The sequence below is a fragment of the Sodalis endosymbiont of Henestaris halophilus genome (assembly GCF_900161835.1).
Lineage (GTDB): Bacteria > Pseudomonadota > Gammaproteobacteria > Enterobacterales > Enterobacteriaceae.
In genome coordinates this window covers 338,590-361,681 of record NZ_LT897836.1, presented here as the reverse complement: position 1 = coordinate 361,681, position 23,092 = coordinate 338,590, and the positions used below count along the sequence as shown (strand labels likewise).

The 23,092-nt window shown below is 33.6% G+C and carries 3 protein-coding genes; all 3 read left to right on the top strand.

Translation table 11 applies throughout. The features are described 5' to 3' along the window. The first annotated feature begins 14,123 nt into the window (after positions 1-14,123). The 3 genes from mioC (at position 14,124) to glmU (ending at position 23,036) form a co-directional block, all read left to right on the top strand. On the top strand, positions 14,124-14,573 hold the full coding sequence (gene mioC, locus HBA_RS00755; RefSeq protein ID WP_097032155.1) for an FMN-binding protein MioC: 450 nt from the start codon (positions 14,124-14,126) through the stop codon (positions 14,571-14,573). 407 nt (positions 14,574-14,980) lie between these two features. Beyond that, the gene (gene mnmG / locus HBA_RS00750; RefSeq protein WP_097032154.1) at positions 14,981-16,879 is read left to right on the top strand and encodes a tRNA uridine-5-carboxymethylaminomethyl(34) synthesis enzyme MnmG; all 1,899 of its coding nucleotides are present in this window, start codon (positions 14,981-14,983) and stop codon (positions 16,877-16,879) included. Positions 16,880-21,677: 4,798 nt separating this feature from the next. Beyond that, a complete protein-coding gene (glmU, locus tag HBA_RS00740) occupies positions 21,678-23,036 on the top strand; it encodes a bifunctional UDP-N-acetylglucosamine diphosphorylase/glucosamine-1-phosphate N-acetyltransferase GlmU (protein ID WP_097032153.1) in 1,359 nt (452 codons plus the stop codon). Positions 23,037-23,092: the final 56 nt, after the last annotated feature.

The following is a 23,092-nucleotide window of genomic DNA, read 5'->3' as shown; positions in this document are numbered from 1 at the left end:
GAAACAAGGTAATAGATGAGTCTAATAAATACTGCGATAAATATCAAAACATGGCACATTCATACGAATAGGTATTAAGCTCTAAATTCATTGCATCAATAAGAAGTACTAATTGAAGTTCACATCAAGATCTTTGTAATATTTAGTATTTAATTTTATATTTTAAATTGTTAAACTTGTATTTTAGTAATCATAAATACAATACTTTCGAATAAAATGACATTTTGTAACGTTTTACTTATCGTTTAAGAAAATTTATCTAGCAAATTATGACTGAATAGCTAACTCTTATAACTTTAATTACAAATAATTAATTTCAATGTAAATAAAAACAACTAACCTACTATAAATCTAAATTAGTCAGTAAATTACTACTACATTAACTAAGGTGCACAATAATACCTTAATTTGGTTGTTAGTTTAATGTAAACTCACATACTTAAGTGTATCATAGCAAATATATTTACTCAGTTTTTTAAAAGTAAATGATAAAATACTTACATAAGATCTACATTAACATTGTTATAGGTACAAAATATTTGTGTCCCTAATTGCACTCTCGATTAATATGAAACCACAACTGATGATAAATTACATGAATATACATAGCAAAAAATATTAATGCTATAAATAATATCTTTGATCTTTTATAATAAGCGTTAAAATAATTTATATCTAATGACAAAAAATGAATAAACATTCAGAAAACTTTAATATTTATAACAACTACCTGAATGCTAGATATTAATAAATAATATAGTAAGTAAATATACTGTTAAGTAAGTAAGAATTTTAGGATGATACACTAAGAGTAATTCTGATTTTAAATCAATAATCTTACTTATGGTCTTTGGTTGCTAAAGTAAATATATTTAAAGCAGCTTGAATTAAATGATTGTATTTAGTTTTCTTACTTAATAGCAAATAATGTTTATTTAAAATAAAATAATAAATACACGAATGATTAAAGAAAAAAGTTTCTTGACGTTAATGCATTAAAGTGAATAATAACTATAAAAGAGATAAAGATTATCTTTGCAGTAAATAAATACATCGCGAAAAAACGAGCATAAATTATGCCATTTTACTTATCAAAAATTTGGTTTTATGTTTAAAGTTATATGTTGCTTTCACCTCTTATCTTTTATAAGAGGTAACTTTACATATTAAAGCACGTGTAATAATAAATAATAAGGTAATACCTTAATTGCAATAACCTATTACATATAATAATATAAATATCTATGTAATAGATGCTCGTCCGGATAAAATGTTTGTTCACTAACATATTTGCTTAACCCAATGTTACCTCATTATTAATCAGATAGTATTAAATACTATACATCACAGTATTTTCATACGGGTGGTAGCGGAAATAAAGTTTTTATATGCGTTAAGATAACAATGTATCTTAAAATCAAGAAGTTATACGATGATTAATATTGTGGTAGTACTGAACACCCCAAAAATTGACTTTGTTAGGTAATGAAATTACACTATGCTTTTATAATTATTATGTCTCTTACACAATAAGAGAATACATGTAAAATATTTGTCGTACTTCGCTATTTGCATTTAGCACTAAAGATCGCAGAGTATATCTTTAGTATTAATATCAAGGAAAATGTAACAAATAGATAAAGAGAAGAGTATTGTATATCAAATACAAAATTGTTTTAAAACATCTGTTAAAATTAGTAAAAATGCGTAGATCTGTAAAATAGGTAGATAAGGGCATTGTGGCATCCAAATTATGCACGTTGAGATTATTAGAATAATCCGCAAATAATGAATCGTATTTAATACCGCATAAGCTAAGCTAAGTGGTACGCATATAAGCATTGTAATATTGCTAGCTGATATAATTTAAGTGCCAAGAAAATCTATGAGATAAAACTAGATATAAAATGACCATAAATCACACAAAATATAGCTCATGAATAACTAACATTTTATAAAACGATGGCCTGGTATTTATAGACGTAATATTAAAATCATGGCAGCAAACCCAGACAAAGTTATAGATATAATATCACTGTGCAGCAGCTACAAATGATAAATCGGAGCAACTAGGATAAAACAAGCGCATATTTTACTCAGGTATTTTACGCGACGAATAAAAATTTAATAACTTGATTATTTATTGATCAATTAACCTATACTAACATTGTGATGATAGATGAAATATGCTACCAATAATTTTTACGGAAGTCCCTATTGAGAACAGCAACCTTACCACAATTTTCTTAGCCTGCTGGAAGAACCAAATATTGCCTGGGGTAATAGTTATGATCTTGCCAGAGCAAAACTTATTTTTACATGTCATTTATTTCTTTCAGATATTAAGCATTTAATCACAATTAAATATCAGCCAGATCAAAAATTATTCAGCAACCATAAAAGCGAAAAGATGATACGATTTATATTTATCTGATTGCTGTCTTTCATTCATTTAATTATGTCATAAAATAATATATATGTGCATATTTGTAGTAGTGATAAACACATGTGGCAAAGAACTGCCTAGCACAGCCGCGGCTGCTGCATTATTATTTTCGGCAAATAAATATATTTGATTTTCTGTCCCGAATGACAGATTGCTTTCCACTGTCATTACCTAAAATTTCCGTATGCTCCTCTAAAATGTAATCATTGCATAATGCTTTATTGTCTCAAATGCGCTGACATCACGATTTTTATTCTCCTAGTTTTATGTACTATTACTCCCAGACATACTTATGATTTCATCATAATAGTTTACAGTAGCCTGATTTTACTCCTCGTCGCGTTTTTAGCAGAACCGGTATCCGTATCAAGAACTTAGTATAAAATAAAAAGTTATCTCTAGCTCGTTTATTGACCCTGAAATAACCTATGAATATTGCGTAATGCAGATGTTATTTAAGGAAAAATAAATAGAAATTTCTTTGCGGCCGTGAGATCGACACAAAATCAGACACGCGTATTATATTTTTTTTATTTTATATGCACGCACCATTGAATTTAATAGATAAACTTAGACAGAGAAAGCACTCTAGCAATAACCAGACCAGCTAGCATGTTTTGAGCATTTTTATTGATGATTCAACAGTTAAGTTTAAAGATAATGAACGATATCGTAATCTTTATTTTCTTTAAAAAGTAAAATAGCATTCTTCTTAATGTAACGCAGAATAAGTCTATGTTAAATTAACTCTAATAACATAAGTGAACAGACTAATCAACGTACTAGCAAAGTGTATATAAAGCGCGGGAACATCCTTAACAAAGGAATTGCTAGTTCTCGCTTATGGTGTGAAAAAAAATTTAACAGCTGAGGGGTAACGTTAGTGCAAGCAACTATGGGTTGTTGATACTTACTTTAAGTATTCGTTTTCATTTACAGCATTGTAAATACACACAACGCAATGCTAGCGTAAACATTTAAGTTCTTAAAAATCAAGTATTAATCGTGATATTAATATCTGCCGGTAGTGTTACTAACATGTAAAATATCGATGTAAAGATCTTGGGGGGTACACAGCAAATGTCAACATTTGTAGTCTTGCCAAACTAAATTTGGCATTATCTGCCTTCATCATGGCTATCGCATATTGCATAATTGATGTTATCCCCACAACCACAGGTAGGTGTCTGACAGAAAATGGTTAGTGCTGGTATTAACAGCCTAGCTGCTGTGCACGTATATATTGCGCTCTCATAGGTAGCACAAATAGTGCACATCATGTTACCAGGCAACCTGTTGTCTAGCAGACAACGTATTTCATACGACCACAATTAATAATTCTTATTATATATTATTAAAATGATCAATCATCAAATACATTAAACTTGTTTTTATTTATTAAGTTATTATTATTTAGACTCAATTAAACAACTTTGTTAAAATAAATGCAGTTATTTTTGATTTTTACAAAAAAATAAACATGGAAGTTATGGCGTCATACGTTATCCGTTGCCGTTAGAGTATAATTGTTAAGATTAATTAACGGATATTATCTTTTTTTGAGTTGTTTAACTTAATAAAGTTTATTAATTATATTATATATACGCTAGTACAGCGAGCATACCACTGATAGTCCTAAGAGGAGGATTTAGAATCTTAATTCTAAGTGATAATTAATAATTATAACTTCATTTAAAATGATATGTTATTTGCATCTATTTGCAAAACATATTCTGCTTATTTGATAGAGATATAACTAATTAACTAGCTTGCTTGTACTGTATATACTTTCTAGATTACAGTGAACAATATATTATCAATAGTGATTATTGCTCGCTTTTGGTTTTATATACGCATTTTAGTTCTACTTATATCGCAGACAGTCGTCTTTCGCTAGATTAGCGTATTGCTAATAACGCAGATCTTGACGATCTTAAAAAAGTATTTTACTAATCACCTTCACTAAGATTTCTATGTTAATGTGTTATCATATGTATCCTATGTTTACTATTCGTGCTGTGTGCTACAATGATGTCCATCATTGCGAAACTATGGTGCTTAGAATATAAAAACTACGCCATAGTGACGTTGCTAGTTTGTTTCATAAGTTATTATTTCCGGATTGGCTTAGCAGCTCCGGGCGCTGAAATAGTTAAATCAGCTAATAAATATTAGCATCAGTACTGTATTTCAATCATTATGTTCTTGACGCCTAGGAGACAATTACAACCGCTAAGTAGCAGAGGTAACCCCCACAACACAGTCAACCAAACAATAAAAATACTACACCGTTTAACAAAAACTGTACTTTTACGCGTTAAATAAGTTATGAACTTTAGAATAACATTCTCAGTTTTTTGCAATACCTCAGCTATTGCACCAATATTTACGATACGATTTTTATCCTGCAACGATATAAAGTATTTAGATAATTTTTATCTAAATAAATTTAGCACCGAGCATTAACCACTGTTTATTTTATTACTCATAAGCAACAGATGAATAACACACGGTGTTATCTGCAAAGGTTGAGTTAGCCAGAAATAATAAATATCAATATAGATAAACAAGGCGGCATGAACAGATTGATACGTTAGTTTTCCTGCTTTTGTTTACTTATGATACGGAAAATGCTGATATTTACGCGTTGCAAATGCAAACATTCATAATATTCAACGGAAGCCGCATACTTATACGCTAGTAGCGATAGCTATTAACGTCTTAATGAAAAGGAACAAAATCTACTGAATGTAGTGATAACGTATTAAAAATTCGTCATTCTTTCTTTGACTTAACATAAATAATGACGTGATAGCCTTGCTTAGTTTATTACTAAGATTTTGTTTGTTACATCGTGTATTGTTAGTGCAGCTAATTAAACAAATAACCTGCACAACATTTATATATTGTTAAAAAATAACATTCGCGATAAGGAATTAGATCTACAAAGGAAGAAAGATATGACTACAACGTGTTTAATTGCTAACAACATGTAGCATAGCCGTTAAATAAATTAAAATTATTTATTTTTGTGTAATCTACAAAGATTTGATTTATGAGTGATAGCAATAAAAAACTAATTATGTCATTTGCATTCCATAGCTAGGAATAGAATAAAATGTACTACTAGTGCACAAGATTTACAAAATAAAATAGATAAATTTATCCTTCTACCAGGCAGTCTGGTCGACTAGCTCAAAAGACTAAACATTGTTGCTAACTCATTCTATCGACGGTCTTTTATCTCCTTAAATTGTGTATCAAACTAGATAAGCGGATATAAAGTCCGCTAGAAAGTAGCTATGATTAACAATTTTCATTTATTATTTATAAGCTAAATTCAGCCAATCTTACCTAGATAAGATCTGCCGTAATATAAAAAGTGAAGGGGAAGCATAGTTGTGATAAGGATCTTTTAATCACAACATATTTCGTTTATTCCTTTGGCGGACAATAACAAGTTTCAAGTCGAGAAGATGATGCTGCGCCTCATTAAAGTTTGATCAAAATTCATTTAGGTGAGCGTAATTTTAACTAACTCAAGGAGGTAATGCTTTTCGAGCAATTTGTATTAGTTATGCTCGGCAAGAGATCCTTTGTCATTATACTTAACGGCAACGTGCTATTGACGATTAAGTCTATCAACGAAAGCCGCAAACTAAGGATATCAGCGGCAGCAGGAGATATTTTCCAAAAATAAATAGATAGAATAATACAATATAGTGTGTATAGAACAAAATACAGCTTAAAATAATTATATACACGCATCCAGACTTAAGTAACTTAACTATTTGTTCTCAAATAACTTAATCTTATTAGTAGCGGCTGATAAATAATTTAATCCTATGGACATTAACTCTACGTAAAGTTAACATGTTAACAACTCACTAGCCTATTTGATACTCTGAATTCGGACGTTTTATAATGGCAATATATAATCTCGTAAGAATAAACCATGCGCAAAAAAGTGACGACGTGCAATCAGAAAAAAGGTGACAATATTCATATATTGAATAATCTTTAAAGCTTTCTAACATTATCAGAAATGGCGTAACATCGCTTTAATATATCATAATGCCAGCGGTGGAGTAGGCCCTGACGGCCGAAGACGGAGTTGTGCCACACAATACCTAGGCGTTGTCTATTAAGCTAAAGAATGGTGCTATCAATATACTGATTAGCTTGTGCTGATTAACTTAACGTCTAATAACAATATATAACAAGTTAGTATTGTATTGTTTGTGCCGTGATTTTATTACAATCGCTGCTCATTTTAGATGAGTTTACGAATAACCTGGGTATTAACATTAATCATAACGTGATTGCACTGCAGTGCTCAATGCATCAATAGAGCACCACGGTTATTAAGATTATTAATTTTAATGGGGAAACAATCTATTCCACACCATTAAATCATCATGATGTAAGACAATTATATCGACTGCATGACCAAAATGAGATTATCATGAAAGGCATTATACTACTTAAAAGTATGCTCTAAGCATTATTGAGCACCAAGTTACCCAGTTGGTATAAACCCTCTATCGAGACTTGAAGTATACATACTGGCCGACTACTGATAGTGTTGCTACTTCCGTAACAGAAAAGAACTCGTTAATAACGCGAGCAATATAACAAACAGTTTATAGGCTGCGATTAAGAAGTTTTAGTGTCAAAAGACGTCTAGACGATTAATTGATAATCTTTATACCTATTTCTATTTTAAGTCACAAAACCGTATCAAGACATATCTTTTACCATACTACTCGGAGGTATTGTAACGAATCCTAACGCAGTAATATATGTATTGATTTAAATGTGCGTTGCGCGCTGGCCAAGTAGAACTTGCTAAAGCCATATTTTTAAAAGTTTATTTGATTGCAGGATCACAGCTTAACAACACGAAATATGTGATCCACCAAGTCAATTTAGTAAAAAAATGCCCCCTTCATGCAATATTTAAAGCCATGAGATCAAAAATTAACGTCACATCAGCTAAGACATTTTTTATAAATTAACGATGAATATCGTCTTGACAAATACGGCCGTAGCATATTTGTGCTCGTGGCAAGAATCATAAATGCGCGAGTATAGAATAGTGACAAAAATTGCTAAAATGCGTGAGTGCTAATTAAAGACCATAAATCGTATTGAAAAGGTAATATACACACAATAAAACCACACATACCTATTAGCATGGTTTATTTTGTCTCTGGCAAAGCTAATGAGACCTTGCGGACTATCTGTGGGTATTAAATTATTTTTTAGCGACGTTATCAATCTAGTCGTTATTGGCCGATATTAGTTGCAAAATAGCCATGCATGCAATAGCCCTTAAGGGGGATAAAAGCAAGATATAACATTGTGGGTTGGTTGTATGCCAATATGCAGACAATATTAGCGATTGCAGAAGCACATCATACTTAAGGAGAAAATCATGGCTTAAATTTGATGCACAGACAGATAATATAACCTTTAAAATATGTTAGTTGGCGATACAAGTGACGGGGGCACAAAGGGGATTAATTGTGACACCTTGGTTTATAGCGTAATAACTGTCAGTATTTTGTGTGCTTTATTGATCATCTCGCCAGCCGAGACTAAAAAATGTTGTTATCCTCTGGGGATAAAAGTTACGTATTTTAGACCTCATACAATTTGCTCACAGGGATTATCAATACAGGTCATCGGACTTATGCGGTAACGCATTTCTCTTAGTCGACAAATGACATAAGAGCAGACGCGGATATTAAATATGCTAGTGAGCGTAATATTAGTATGAGCGTTAATTATTTCATCGAGGATTGAACACCATAATCTGGCGAATTAACCACATGTCCATATCGTGGGTTGCCGATAAAATTGCTATGTGTCAAACGATGGTTTGCGCCGAAAACATATTAGGGGCGAAACATTATAATATATTAGTTACAATAAAGTGATTGTTTTATAAAAAAATTTTAAGCAACCATAGAAATGGATAGCCGTCATGCCTTTGTTCCTGTCGCAAAGAGATGCGCATTAACAACATTATTAACAATTGTTCGCGCGAAAAATTATAGTATCTCGCAATAACCTCGGTCTTCATGCAAAGTAAATTAGCGCTAAAGTCGATTAACTTTAGCAGAATATCATGCAAGATATTACCGCTTCAGGAGGGGGTTATCTGAATCCGAAGGATTGACAAACAAGTTTGCGTGTCATTACTACTATTTTAGTAAAGCCTTTATGGCTATAGCTTAAACAGCGAAGTTTAAATACATTTTATCGCATGTGAAAATTTATAACGTACATTAACGACAGTCATTAGAAGAATTAAAAGAAGAAAAGCTCCCATTTCACGGAAATGCATATCTAGTTCGAACACTAAAATACGTAACAAGCTCTTTTTTCTTTTTAATTCAGAACATTTAATCCGATTAATAATAATTATTATGTCACTCTTACCAAGACAATTTCATTAAACTTATCTGGTATTATATAGTTCACAGTAAATCTTTTTTGGTCGGAAGATAACCTAGAATAGCTTTGCCGACAAACAGAAATTAATGTTTAAAATGATTAATTTTTTGGACTTGTAATCTGCTTTTACCAGAAAGATCGTTCGTTAAGCAAAATAAGATGTTTTGATATAGTGTACACTGCATAAATATAAAGAATAAATTATTAACAACTCACTACGCACCATGCGATTGGTATGGTCATTTCCTGAAAATTAGCAATTCTTCGAATATGAGGACGTTTTTATACATGCAACATACAGCTTCATGCAGCTAGAGTGACAATGAGCATTTCTTCTATTTTTTGCAATGGGCGTATCCTTATCATCGGAATTTACGACTAAACGTAACAGGTTGTAGACAAGCAATTTAATCGTAATGATTAGTACGTTATCTACAAAAGACACATATGCATATTTGCATATGTGTAACATTACCAGCAGCACTATGCACTAAAGTAAAGCTTTTGTCTTTTTAAGCTATGTATCAAAGAAAAGTAACCAAGATCACAAATAAAACATGCGGCATAAACACTAAGGTTCTTGTATCCTGCAACGGTAGCAATTTTTATAATTATATAATAATCTCTATCTAGATAATTATCGTGATCAATAGATCTAATCTTGAAATAACAAAAAATCGCTTTTGATGTTATTTTCAATAAATATTGTGAATCACAAACAGCAGCATAAACAGCTAACTAATGTGGGGCGCATAACCGCAAACATGAACACACGGGAAAAGAATAATAACAAAGCAATAGCACAGATACTTGCAACAGGTTTTCATGCCAGTTAGTTGGGGAAAAGCTCGAGGTAGAATGGCTAGTCATCTTTCATGATGTCTAGTGATTAAGACAACGTCTGATAATGTAAGATTACTATAGTTCTGAAAATGACAATCATTTGCATCCTGCTGATAAATAGCAGGATGAGGGATAAATGAGTGTTAACTTAACTTTAATTTAAAGTCGGACGTATAAATATACTTGCATTGTCAGAAAATGTTTTGACTATCCGTATGATGAGTTAGTAAAAACACGTTAGAAATAACTCACATGAAGTACTCATAATAACAAAAATCTAAAATAATCAAAAAACTTGCTTTTTAGCACAAAATAACCTCTATGGTAAAGAGGTCATCATTACCATAATTAAAAAATGATTTTTCGGCAAAGCACATCTTATTTATGCTGAATATCAGGCAGCACAGAAGCATTATTTATGCTTACATAAATACTTAAAAGTATAAATTATTTGCAACGCTCGTGTGATGAGTTATACTGATATAATTAATATATAAAGTATTTTCCAATGTTAGAGATACTTTGATGTTTAATAAAACATAACATTAATTGCTATAACATGAAAAGCAGAAGAACACATTATTTTAATGATCAAACTACGATTAGTAATTTTACTAACGATATAACCAAGGAATTAACTGAATAGTTATCTTACATAAATGTACTGTTGATTAAATAAACAACTATTAACATCATCGCTAAATTAGCGGTGTATTTTCTTGAGAGTAATTAATTGGTAAAACACGAAATTTTAGTTGTGGTGTATAATAAAGAGCAACATTATAATCAAATAATTTATTGTGTGTAATTTAATTACATATAATAAAATAAATAAACACGCGTTTAATGCTATAATTATATTAGTTAATTGTATCCTCTGTGTGGTGGTTGCACATGTTTATTAAAATAAACATCCCTGTACTTTTGATACTAAAGTTGATCGTTTTATTGCAAAGTCATTAACTAACTATTTATATTTATGATATTTATTTAGCGTTATTTATATAATAAATATTATTTATACCTTTATTTGTAGAAATAATTATAATACATGGAATAGTATTTAATCTGTAAGAATTTTATCTACTTAGAATATATAAAATGCTATCTTGTTTGTTAGCAATAAGTTTTGGTAAAGCATATTTGCTTTGAGGAAGATGCTTAATATCCTTTAATCATCATCACGGTTCGCTGTCTAAAGCAAGAGTTTAACTATTATATATATCTCTTTAAATAATTTAAAGAGCTATTTTATAGGACGATGTTTAGCCAGCTAACTTATACTGACTAAAGATCAAGGTTAATAAATGCATTTTACATTATAACGCAAGAATATTGCGTAAACGCATATATTATTATTCTTAATAAAAACCAAAAAAATAAATATAGAAACTTGCAACAACAGTTTTAAACACCTGTTTTACTGTTATGAATGCATAACAAAAGTTATTTGCCGGTCGCAGGAATAAGCTATATTTTGCAATTAATTACCACAGCACATATAATAAATTCCCTTAGTATAACAGCAGGATGGAAACCCAGCATGACAAGATCTTAATAAGTATATGGCTAAAGAATAATCGGTTAGAAATAAAGTTATTTGCATTGTATTGCTGATCAAATGACACCTAAACCGGCATCCGCAACAATCTTATTTCTACATAACTGTAGGTAAATGATTAGTAATCATTACATTAAAACATTAATTTTAGTTAGAGCATTATATACACTGACCAGCTATTATAGCTACCATTTCTAATTTATTTATTATGCTATCAACGGTTAGATTTAATACCTAATTATCTTATTATTTACTACTACCGCTGTAAAAAGTGGTAGTTTTGCTGAAAGGTTTTTACGTTTTAGCGATCTATACAGAATCATATAGGCAGTAACATCCATGCTATATGAATGACCATAAAACAAAGGCTAATAGGTTGCCAGTTCATTAACTGAGTGATGTTAAATACTAATAGTAAATTACTATTACTAATGTTCGTATCTTCAACAAATAGTTTTAATCTTTAATTATTAAAAGGATATAAACATTTTTCAAACTCAGGCTAAGTAATTGCTTAATTGTGTGCTGACAAAAACTCTTATGAGCATCTAAACTTCATTTCTTTCTCCCGATATTTTTAATAAAGTCATTTTGACTATCATACTGCAAAATATGTCTGACAAGACACTCTATACACGTTAATTGTATAAACCTTAGTCATACAACATTGTAATACTAGTTGCATATAAATACATATTTTAGGCCGCCGTACTGCAAAGTGCTATCGGTTAGCAGAGGGATTTGATATGCTAAACGCACTAATGTTCATTATTAGTTTAAGATAGTATATATCAGCCTTAGCTTTCATGGTAGACACTTGCAGAAAACGTTATCGGCACAGGTGATTTTGTATCAATTAGTACTCATAGAACTTTGCTTTATAAAGCCATAATGCTCTACAATCAACGCGCTATTAGTTTCATAAACAAGAAAAATAGCATCATTCGGAGCGAGTGATTCGGTTGTAAGGATTTAAGTGAATGTATTAGATCACCTTTAATTATTTCATGTAAGAAGATTTAAGCAACTTTATTTACTATAATTACGATAACTTTGCTATTTTGATTAAAAAAGATAACGCTTTTATGAATATCATTTAACCTTTCTTGACAGACCGTGAATTTTCTTAAATAAAAATATTTTGATACTGAAATTATTAATTAATAAAATACGTACCCTTGATACAAAGATTGCTAAATCACACGCTATGGCATGTGATAAACATGCTTCTGCATGTGGTGATAAACTCTATCGCCTTATCGTAGCAGAATGCTTAGCGGCAAATCTATCAGTATTTTCTCTTTTATGTTCCGATTATCCTGACGCAAAACTCGATATTTTCTTATTGCTTTATTACCAAAAATTCAAATACTCGATCAGGTAAGCATCAGTAAAAATGAATAGCCGATAAAACTTGTTAAATCTTATTTTTTCTTGTTTGTACAACGTTAGTGCATCATGTTTCTGCTATGTCTCGCCTTGCGCTGTAGTAGAAACGATTAGAAAAATAACGGATGTTTTTCTATGCCCGCCTTAGTAGCACAATTTATTATAAGCTAATTGCATTTGGCACTGTTTTGTTAATAAGAAATCCACATATTACTGGTTAGATAATAAGATGAGAATGATTGTTCAAATCACTGGGATATAGCTGTTAAGCGTATTTCTTAGTTACACAATAATTACTTCAGCTCAATGTGATGAAGTAAGTATTCTCACTAGTGGAAGTGGTGGTATAACCTAAAAAACTTTTCATTAGTCAGTTGTTACTTGTTGTGGCAACTGACAGTATAGTTGTCCGTTCTTGGCATCCCAACACACTAAAAAATGAATTTTATTGTTATCTGCTTGGAGTACTACCACATACACAATGTGTTTTTGCATGAAATAGTTTGTTTAAAATTGTAATGTGTACTATAACTATACCGTTTTGGTTGCTTTTATGATGAGAATGCCCTAAAAGCTAACAAAACCTTTGCGTTAGGGGCATATGTCGATAATTTATTTAGTTATAATCTATCTAAAAGTTTTAGATAAGCACAGCAAATGATAGTTGTACTATCCTTAAGTAACGCCTCCATCCTGGCACGTTATCGTATTATAAAAATGACATTAGTAAAAATTACAACAACATCTTTCTGCTTTGATACCTCTTTAAAAGAGTAGCTCGTTTGTATAGTACGCAGCCTGATCCCGTGGTCAGGCAATAAATCTTCTTTACAAGATCGTCATGTGACGAAATCATTATAACAAAACTTATCAAATTGTCGCTATTTAGCGTTTTATTTTGTGGTATTAATTTTGAATATACGTATGGCCTACTCCAAACTTGTCAAAACTTTAAACATTAATTTCGGCAATGTACGGATATAAATCTAGAAACATGTAACATGACTAATACTATCACCAGTGGCTTGCGTGAATATTATATCCCAAAATAGTTTAGCTATGATGTAAGCTATTTTATTATTGTCAAATAACACTAAAAGTTAACTGTTAATGTTCAAAAAACTTCACTCATTGCATGAAACTGAGGACATCTTTTACAACAACGGATATGAAAACATATTGATTATATGTATTGCTCTATCGATGAAATGCAATAGTTATTTATTAATAAAATGCAAACGATAGCTTAGCGTTGATTTATAAAGACGATAATCTTACCTTGTAATAATTCATAATTCGTATTATCTTATGATTGTATTGTTTTAGCAAGCTAAGTTCATATACACCATTATCCTCAGGTATATTTTGGTCAGTAAGCATTACGTGTAATACCTTCTTAATTTTATCTAACGAGAGACTATTATGGCTGACATAACCATCATTAGCGGCAGTACCTTAGGTAGTGCTGAATATATTGCTGAGCACGTTGCTGTAGTTCTTGAACAACAGGGGTTTGCTATTCAGATTTTGCACGGTGCTAAATTAACTGAATTGAGTGCAAAAGGCTTATGGCTCCTGGTTACTTCTACCCATGGTTCCGGTCAACTACCAGAAAATCTTCATCCGCTTCTGTATGCACTTACGGCTGAAGAGCCTTCATTATCTGAGGTTACCTTTGGTGCAATCGGTATTGGCAGCAGCGAATATGATACATTCTGCAATGCAATTGACATCTTAAATCAAAAACTTATAGCTCTCGGAGCAAAACGTATCGGTGAAGTGCTGAAGATAGACATTGCTCAACAGAAAATTCCTGAAGATCTGGCAGAAATTTGGATAACAGAATGGATCGCACAGATAAAAACACGTTGATTTTAATTTATGTATAATCACAGCTAAGATACAATGACAATTGATTATTGTTGAATTGATTCACCTATTTTAGTATCGACGTTTTAGTAACAATAACGAAAGATCCCAAATTATATCGGCGAAAATCACCGATTATTCACAGGATATATAAATCTATAATGCTTTGTATCAATTGTTCAAAAATGGCTTATCTACAGATGAGCACGATCTTAATAATAAAAACAATAGATCTTTAATAAACTATTTAGTAGATCTTTAATAATCTAACAATAGATCTTTAAGTAAAAGATCTATCTTTTAATTATTTGCTTATCTTCCTGACTTGTATTGTGCCTAAATTTGAGTAGAATTACCTGTCTCATGGACCACCTTGGACGATCCTTTACTTTGACGTGAGGTGTGATGCAATGTTTTATTCTGATCATTTTGACGTCATCATCATTGGAGGCGGGCATGCCGGTACGGAAGCGGCAATGGCTGCCGCACGGATGGGATGTCAAACCCTATTGCTTACACATAATATTGATACTATTGGACAAATGTCTTGTAATCCGGCAATAGGTGGTATTGGCAAGGGGCATTTAGTTAAGGAAATTGATGCTATGGGTGGGTTGATGGCGCAGGCCATAGATAAGGCTGGTATTCAGTTCAGAATACTAAACGCTAGTAAGGGGCCTGCAGTTAGAGCTACTCGGGCGCAGGCGGATCGCATGCTTTATCGGAAGGTAGTGCGCGATGCGCTGGAGACCCAGTCTAATTTAATGATCTTTGAGCAGATGGTGGAAGATCTTCTCGTGGACGCAGATCGGGTTATCGGCGTAGTTACACAAATTGGGCTTAAATTCCGAGCTAGCGCAGTAGTATTAACTGTCGGTACTTTTCTGGATGGCAAAATTAATATCGGCATGGATCACTATAGCGGCGGTCGGGTGGGGGATCCATCATCTATTTCTCTGTCGCGTTGTCTACGTAAGCTGCCGTTCCGGGTGAATCGCTTAAAAACTGGCACGCCGCCGCGGATTGATGTACGTAGCATTGATTTTTCACAGTTGACTATTCAGCAAGGGGACAATCCTTTGCCAGTTTTTTCATTCCTGGGTTCTGCGGATCAGCATCCACAGCAGATTTCTTGTTACATTACTTATACCAATAATAAGACCCATGAAGTCATCCGCCAGAATCTGGATCGTAGCCCAATGTATGCTGGCATCATGAAAGGTATAGGACCACGCTATTGTCCGTCTATAGAAGAGAAAGTAATCCGTTTTGCCGACCGCGAAGCCCATCAGATTTTTCTCGAACCTGAAGGGCTAACTAGCAACGCAATTTACCCGAACGGGATCTCGACTAGCTTACCGTTTGATATACAGATGCAAATTGTGCAATCTATTCAGGGTCTGAAAAATGCACGCATAATTCGTCCAGGCTATGCAATTGAATACGATTTTTTGGATCCGCGCGATCTTAAGCTAACACTGGAAAGTAAATTGATCCGTGGGCTATTTTTAGCCGGTCAAATTAATGGTACTACTGGGTACGAAGAAGCCGCAGCACAGGGTATGCTAGCTGGTATTAACGCGGCTAGGGTTGCCACTGGCAAAGATGGCTGGTGGCCGCGCCGTGACCAGGCCTATCTAGGTGTACTCGTAGATGATTTATGCACGTTAGGTACTAAAGAGCCTTATCGTATGTTTACCTCCCGCGCTGAATATCGGCTGACGTTACGTGAAGATAATGCAGATCTTCGTCTAACGGAAATAGGACGGCGGCTTGGTTTAGTGAATGATTGGCGTTGGAAGCACTTTTGCACGAAGCAGGAACAGATTGCACTAGAGCGTCAGCGTTTACGCGATACCTGGGTACATCCCAAAAGTGAAGTATGCAACTTGTTAAATACGCTGTTGAAGTCACCGTTGACGCGCGCACAAAATGGCGAAGATCTCCTGCGCCGTCCGGAAGTAAATTATGCTCGGTTAACTGTCCTAGATAGTTTTGGTCCAGCACTCATTAACAACCAGGTAGCTGAACAAGTTGAGATACAGATTAAATACCAAGGTTACATCTCCCGGCAGCAGGAAGAGATCGCGCGGCAGATGCGTCATGAACATACTTTTCTCCCCGCGGATATTAATTTCAGCGCTATATCGGGTTTATCTAATGAAGTGATTGCCAAACTTAACGATAATAAACCTAACTCTATCGGTCAGGCTTCACGCATTTCTGGTGTAACGCCAGCAGCAATTTCAATCTTGTTGATTTGGTTAAAAAAACATGGATTGTTAAACCGTAATATCTTACAACGATAAGATACTTTGATTTTTTGAAAATAGCTGGACATAACCGGACATGTCGCTATAAACACAGTACAAGTAGCAGTGCTAAGCGATATAGATTTGCTGGTAATAATATAAAATAAAACTAACCACTAATGTCAGTGCATTCCCTATAGTAGATGATAGTTAGTTAACTTATTAGTGTTATCTTCATGCATACCTGTTTTTTAGGGATAATTACATAAAAGTTGATTTTGGTTTTGGGTTACCAGAGATTATTTTGGATATTGTTTGGTGCAAACGCGCGGTTTTGCGAGTTTTTAAGTAGGTTCGGCCAGCGCATACATTTTCTTCTCTAAAAGTTTAGAATAAACTAACTATTGAGAATATTTTAATATTGTAAGTCTTGATTGAAAACTTTATGCCGTCTGTAAGATTAAACTGCGGTACAAGTGGCGTTTTGTCGCTTGCAGCTACATAAAAAACTATTTTACTTGAAGTGTTGATTAGGGAGGAAATACAGTTGTATTTGTTATTAGTCAGCTGGCTGAGATGGATTTTGATTATGCCTCTGCTGGAGGAGAGCATTTCGGGTCGAATCAGTGATCAGCACTCAGTTATTGCGCCTAAAAGGCGAGCTATATCTTATTGGTGGCATTAGCAAAAAATAATTTTAGTCAACGCTCAGGAAAAATAATCGTGGATTGCTTTATAAATGAAAGCATTAGCGATCATTAAAATATTGAGATCATTTACTTATATTTTATATTTGATTAAGAATTAATTTTTGTTTATTAAAGCAATATTCTATTTAATAGATAACTGATTTTATTGTTTTTTATTAAGTTTTATTTAGGGTACTAAACCTTAGGTTAATATAACTGAGTGCACCGCCTTTACGTTAATAACGTAATCACAATGTGGAGACGAATTTGATGAAATCAAATAACCAGTTGATATTAATTAATTTATTTTATAATGTATTAGCTAATTAATAATTTACGATTTTAAGTTGTTATAATCTTTTTATTTATAATTGTAATGATGATCATTAGTGAGATGTTATAAGATGTACTTTTATGATTTTGGTTTTATGTTAAAACAAAATACATATGCTTTATAAGCAGTTATATGTTGATTTCTTATAGTCAAGACAGTTTCATAAATATTTATTCAGAGTTAAGTAGGTGATAAAACATGAAAGTTATAATTATGCTATAAACAGCAGTTAACGTTCTAAGAACTATTGTTTTTTTAGTTTGTAACTTTATTGCTGTGCATGTGCACAGGCACTATTTTTCAAATCTTGGATTTGTCGTGAAGACAGAAGAGTAGTTTTCTTCTAATTGCTTAATATTGCTCTTAATCTGTATGCTTGCTGTCATTGTATTGCATGACGAGATTACGGGTCTTATATATTGCTAGTTAACTATCGATAAATTTTAATATGTAATGGCCATTGTTTAACTAGGCAATTAGTTAGGAACGTTTAAAGACTCATGTATCTAATTAAATTGGATTTATTTATTGATGATTATGCTAATATTTTCATTGGCAGTAAATTAACAAGAAAGGGTAAAAGTTATAATAACTGCATCAGGAAAATTTCTATTCCATAGTAATACATAGGTATTTACCGGTATAAACTCAGGTTGACTTTAGTACTTGAGAACTAAGCAATCCCTACTCAGCAATAACTTTAGGGTTCTTAATATTGATTTTATGTTATTAGCATTGCTGCTAGGCGGTATTTTTTACTGATATTTATACACGTTATCACTAGTGTCACGAGCAGTAGTATACTAGGAAAATACAGACTTTCATTGAGCTGGTGGTCAGATTTGTTGACGGCAGCGTAAGTGATATCTTTCACGATAAAAGTAAATTTATCACTCTGTTGGCACTTAACAATTTCGTCTAGTTTTTATCAATTTGATGAAATTTGTTGCTACCCAGCGATTTGTTACCTTATGTTGGCGAACATGTTTTTGTTTTGCCTTTCGCTGCACGTAATTCCCTTAGCTTACGTAAATATTACGTCATCGATGGCGTTTGGCGTATTTATCCTCATCATTTATTGCAGCGCTGATGCTGCAATAAATCGGCTGATTCGTCAAGTAACTTACTTTATAGCCATTTAACTACTCTTTTTTATTTTACTTAACTTGATTTTGAAGGGGTAGCTTGCTTGTCTAACTTAATGACTCTCTATGCCTTAGGTGGTTGGCAACATGTATGCGGTTCAGTTGAACTCAATTTTAATTATTAATCTATTACCGTAGTGGTCGTAATGGATTCTCAATGTGCCTTTAGCCATTTGCTACATCTTTATTATTATATTGCAGGCTTTTCTTTTTATGCTATTAACGATTATATATCTCTCCATGGCGTCTGAATAAATTAATTTTACTCACTTTAATATTGAATTTAACTAAAATAAACTTTAGATTTTATGGAATCCTGAATATAAATCTGCAGCAAATGACTCCTCATGTTATAAATTGGTATAGGCATTATATGTGTAAACCTTGGGAGGTCTCTGATCGGCAACTTGATATAATCCTTCTATTACGTATGCAATTTTGTAGTTATAAAGCTATTTTACGCTATTCTCATGATCGCCTTAGGTCTAGTCCTATCTAGTATTTACTGTATGAGCATTGAAATGCCAGATACACTAACCTCAAACCGTTAATCTTACAACAGGCATTATACTGTGAATCGTAAAGCAACTATCCTAGTCCAGACTATCGCTATTTGTCCCCTTTGTGTTATTTTACATGAGATACGTGTGGCTGCTGTTAATAGATATTGTTATAAAAAAGCGTAAAAAGAAATTATTAATAATCTAGCTTTCGTTGAACACGCAAAAGATCTAGATATTGACTAGGCTACAAAGCAACCTATCTTGTGATACAAATGAAGGTAGAAGCACGTTAGATGATTGAATAGATTAATAAGCATAAAGTGCAATTAATTGATTAAGCAAAAGTTAACTCACAAGCGGAATATTAAAATTATGGTTATGGTGCAAGTGGAAATTCATGTTTGACACCATTGCGTCTGTAAAGATTTGCGTAAGCAAGTTGCTTATCTCGCTGTGTTGTATACCGAAAAGTTCATTGAACGTTATGTAAATAACTCTGTTAATAACATTCTCAATCACATTGTTTCTACAATGATAATAAAACAAGGTCTTAACTGTCTAATATGACAACTTTAGCTTTCTCTTAGCCTTAAGTCAGCTTTCTCCTGTGTTATTGAGCACAATAGAAGGTTGTTAAACTGACAGTGGATGCTCTATAGCGTTTCCACCTAAGTAAGCCGCAATGAGCGGCTCGCTAATATAATGTTTTTGCGTGCGTGATTGAGCTCAAAAGCTATCTAAAACGTCTATTGCAGCTTTTGGTGATCAGGTGTTAGTGAACGTGCTCGTGAAGATCACGACATGTATCATGAAATGACTGACTGTAATGTCATTTATAGACTAGCGCTAGTGTATGACCGGATAGAAGAGTCACTCAATAACCTGTCTGCGCGTTGCGCTAACTTGCCTAATCATAGTTGAAAAATTTAGTGAAGAAGGTTGAAGAGTTTTACTCTTCATGGATAACATCTATCGTTATACCTAGCCGGTACTGAAGTGTTTGCACTTCTTGGTTGTATGTAGTTCTAAGTGGGTTACTATTTAATGCTGGCGGAAGAAATGGGCTGTATTGCAGGAATGTATTACTTCTACTAACAACACCGAGTTTATTACGTTTGTACAGGCAGTTTATATCCTTACATATGACTTGATTTACTTATCGCTAACTAGCAATTTGGCCCATCTTAACTTAAACGTGATACTGAGCTGTTAAATATAATTTTTAGATATATATCTGACATTAGATCCGCTAGATGCTATTAACTACCAGTTGGATCCACATAGTAGTAAGTTAGTAGCATTGCGATGTTGTGCAAAGAGTGAAGTTTTATCCTACAGTTTTATTAAAAGCTGAAAGACATTATCGTTATTCTCGAGATAGATGAACTATTCGACGATATTAATTTAATAGTATTGCGCGCACGTAAGAGCCAGCATTGCTTTTCAGAGCCGTTTTTTGTTGCGGAAATATTTATTAACTTGCCTGGCGTATATATTTCTAAAAGATACGATTCGTGGTTTTAAAGGTATCAAAAGGGGGCACGCGACATCTTTACCTGAACATACATTCTATATAGCTGGTTACATCGAATAAAGCAGTAAAAAATTTAAGTAATAGGTAATGAAGAAGTAGAAGATAGGATTTTTTTCTAGCTATACTGTTCTGTTTACTGTTATAAATTCCGTTATGGTGTTTATTGTTAAAAAAACATAACAGCAAAGAATATGTTTACTTGTCTGGCATGTACTCAAAGTTACATGCCCGAACTGTTATCATAATTGCAAATACTGCTATTCGTGGCTAAGATCTGAACGAGGTGAGAGCTATCTATAGAGTCTAAGTGCGAATCGGAAGAGCATACCAGTAAGTAACCAAGGTGATATTGATAATACTCAGGAGCGAAGGACAACCTTTTAAGTTGCTATCAAAAGTATGTGACATAGCATTAACCGTAAAAGAGATGTGATCAAAAATGTAAAGTCAAAGTTTGATTGTCATGACTCGCTTTTGATCCTTCATGTATTTAAGAAATAATTACCAATACCACTTTACATTTTTTGGTATTAAATAAATAAGCCTTAGCATTTGTATTTAAAACGTTTATGTAATGTTTTGCTTTTAAATCATGTAATAACGCGGTTGCGAATGGTTTTACTATCGGTTGATAAATAGGATTACTTATTATGGTTAGATTAAATCAAGCATTAAGTGTGGTAATTCTTGCCGCAGGAAAGGGAAGTAGAATGTTTTCCTCATTGCCAAAAGTTCTGCATTCCCTGGCCGGTAAAGCCATGGTCCAACACGTGATTGATTCTGCAACTCAGTTAGGCGCGTCGTGCATTCATCTGGTCTACGGTTACGGAGGTGCATTGCTGCGTGAACGTCTGGCTGTCCAAAACGCTCCCATAAACTGGGTGCTGCAGGCTGAGCAGCGTGGTACTGGCCATGCTGTGCAACAGACGTTGGACTATCTTTGTGACGAAGAAGATGTCCTAATACTGTATGGCGATGTACCGCTTATTTCTTCTGACACCTTGCAGAGTTTGCTGAATGCAAAGCCTTTAGGTGGCATAAGCTTGCTGACGGTAACTCTAGACAATCCAGATGGTTATGGCCGTATAGTGCACATTAAAGACGAGGTGGTCGATGTAGTTGAACATAAAGACTCCAATGAACATCAGCAGCAAATTAAGGAAATCAATACTGGTATTTTGGTTGTTAACGGCGGAGATTTAAAACGCTGGCTGGGGCAATTAACTAACAATAACGCACAGGGTGAGTTTTATCTAACAGACATTATCGCCATGGCTTCGCATGAAGGCCGTCTAATTAATACGGTGCAGCCCACACGAGATATCGAGGTCGAAGGTGTGAACAATCGGCTCCAGCTTGCGCGTCTGGAGCGACGTTTTCAGCGGGAGCAGGCTGAGCATCTATTGCTAAGCGGAGTGATGCTGTCTGATCCAGACCGCTTCGATTTGCGCGGTGAACTACGATACGGACAGGATGTGTGCATTGACACAAACGTGGTCCTAGAAGGACGTATTTTGCTCGGCAATCGAGTTATAATCGGTACTGGTTGTATCCTAAAAAATACGGTCATCGGTGATGATGTGGTCATCAGTCCTTATACTATGATTGAAGAAGGGCGCGTGGCTGCTCACAGTACTCTCGGTCCCTTTGCCCGCCTACGACCAGGTAGCGAACTGGAGGAAGGTGCACACGTGGGAAATTTTGTCGAGATGAAACAAACTCGACTCGGTAAAAGATCGAAAGTTGGCCATCTAAGTTACTTAGGTGACTCTGATATAGGTGCACAAGTAAATATTGGCGCTGGCACTATCACCTGCAATTATGATGGTGCTAATAAGCATAAGACCCTTATTGGAAATGATGTATTTATTGGTTCTGGTAGCCAACTGGTGGCACCGGTAACCATTGGCGACGACGCTACCATCGGTGCCGGTACGACTATTACACAAGATGTTGCTGACGGAGATATGATAATCAGCCGGATACGTCAATTTTCTATTGCTAACTGAAAGGGGCCAGTAAAAAAAACAAAAATAAGTTTTATTTTCTCCTGAGCACTTAGTTT

Bases quoted from the DNA above. Each gene is read 5' to 3' on its own strand.
- mioC (WP_097032155.1), top strand. From the start codon at position 14,124: ATGGCTGACATAACCATCATTAGCGGCAGTACCTTAGGTAGTGCTGAA.
- mnmG (WP_097032154.1), top strand. From the start codon at position 14,981: ATGTTTTATTCTGATCATTTTGACGTCATCATCATTGGAGGCGGGCAT.
- glmU (WP_097032153.1), top strand. From the start codon at position 21,678: ATGGTTAGATTAAATCAAGCATTAAGTGTGGTAATTCTTGCCGCAGGA.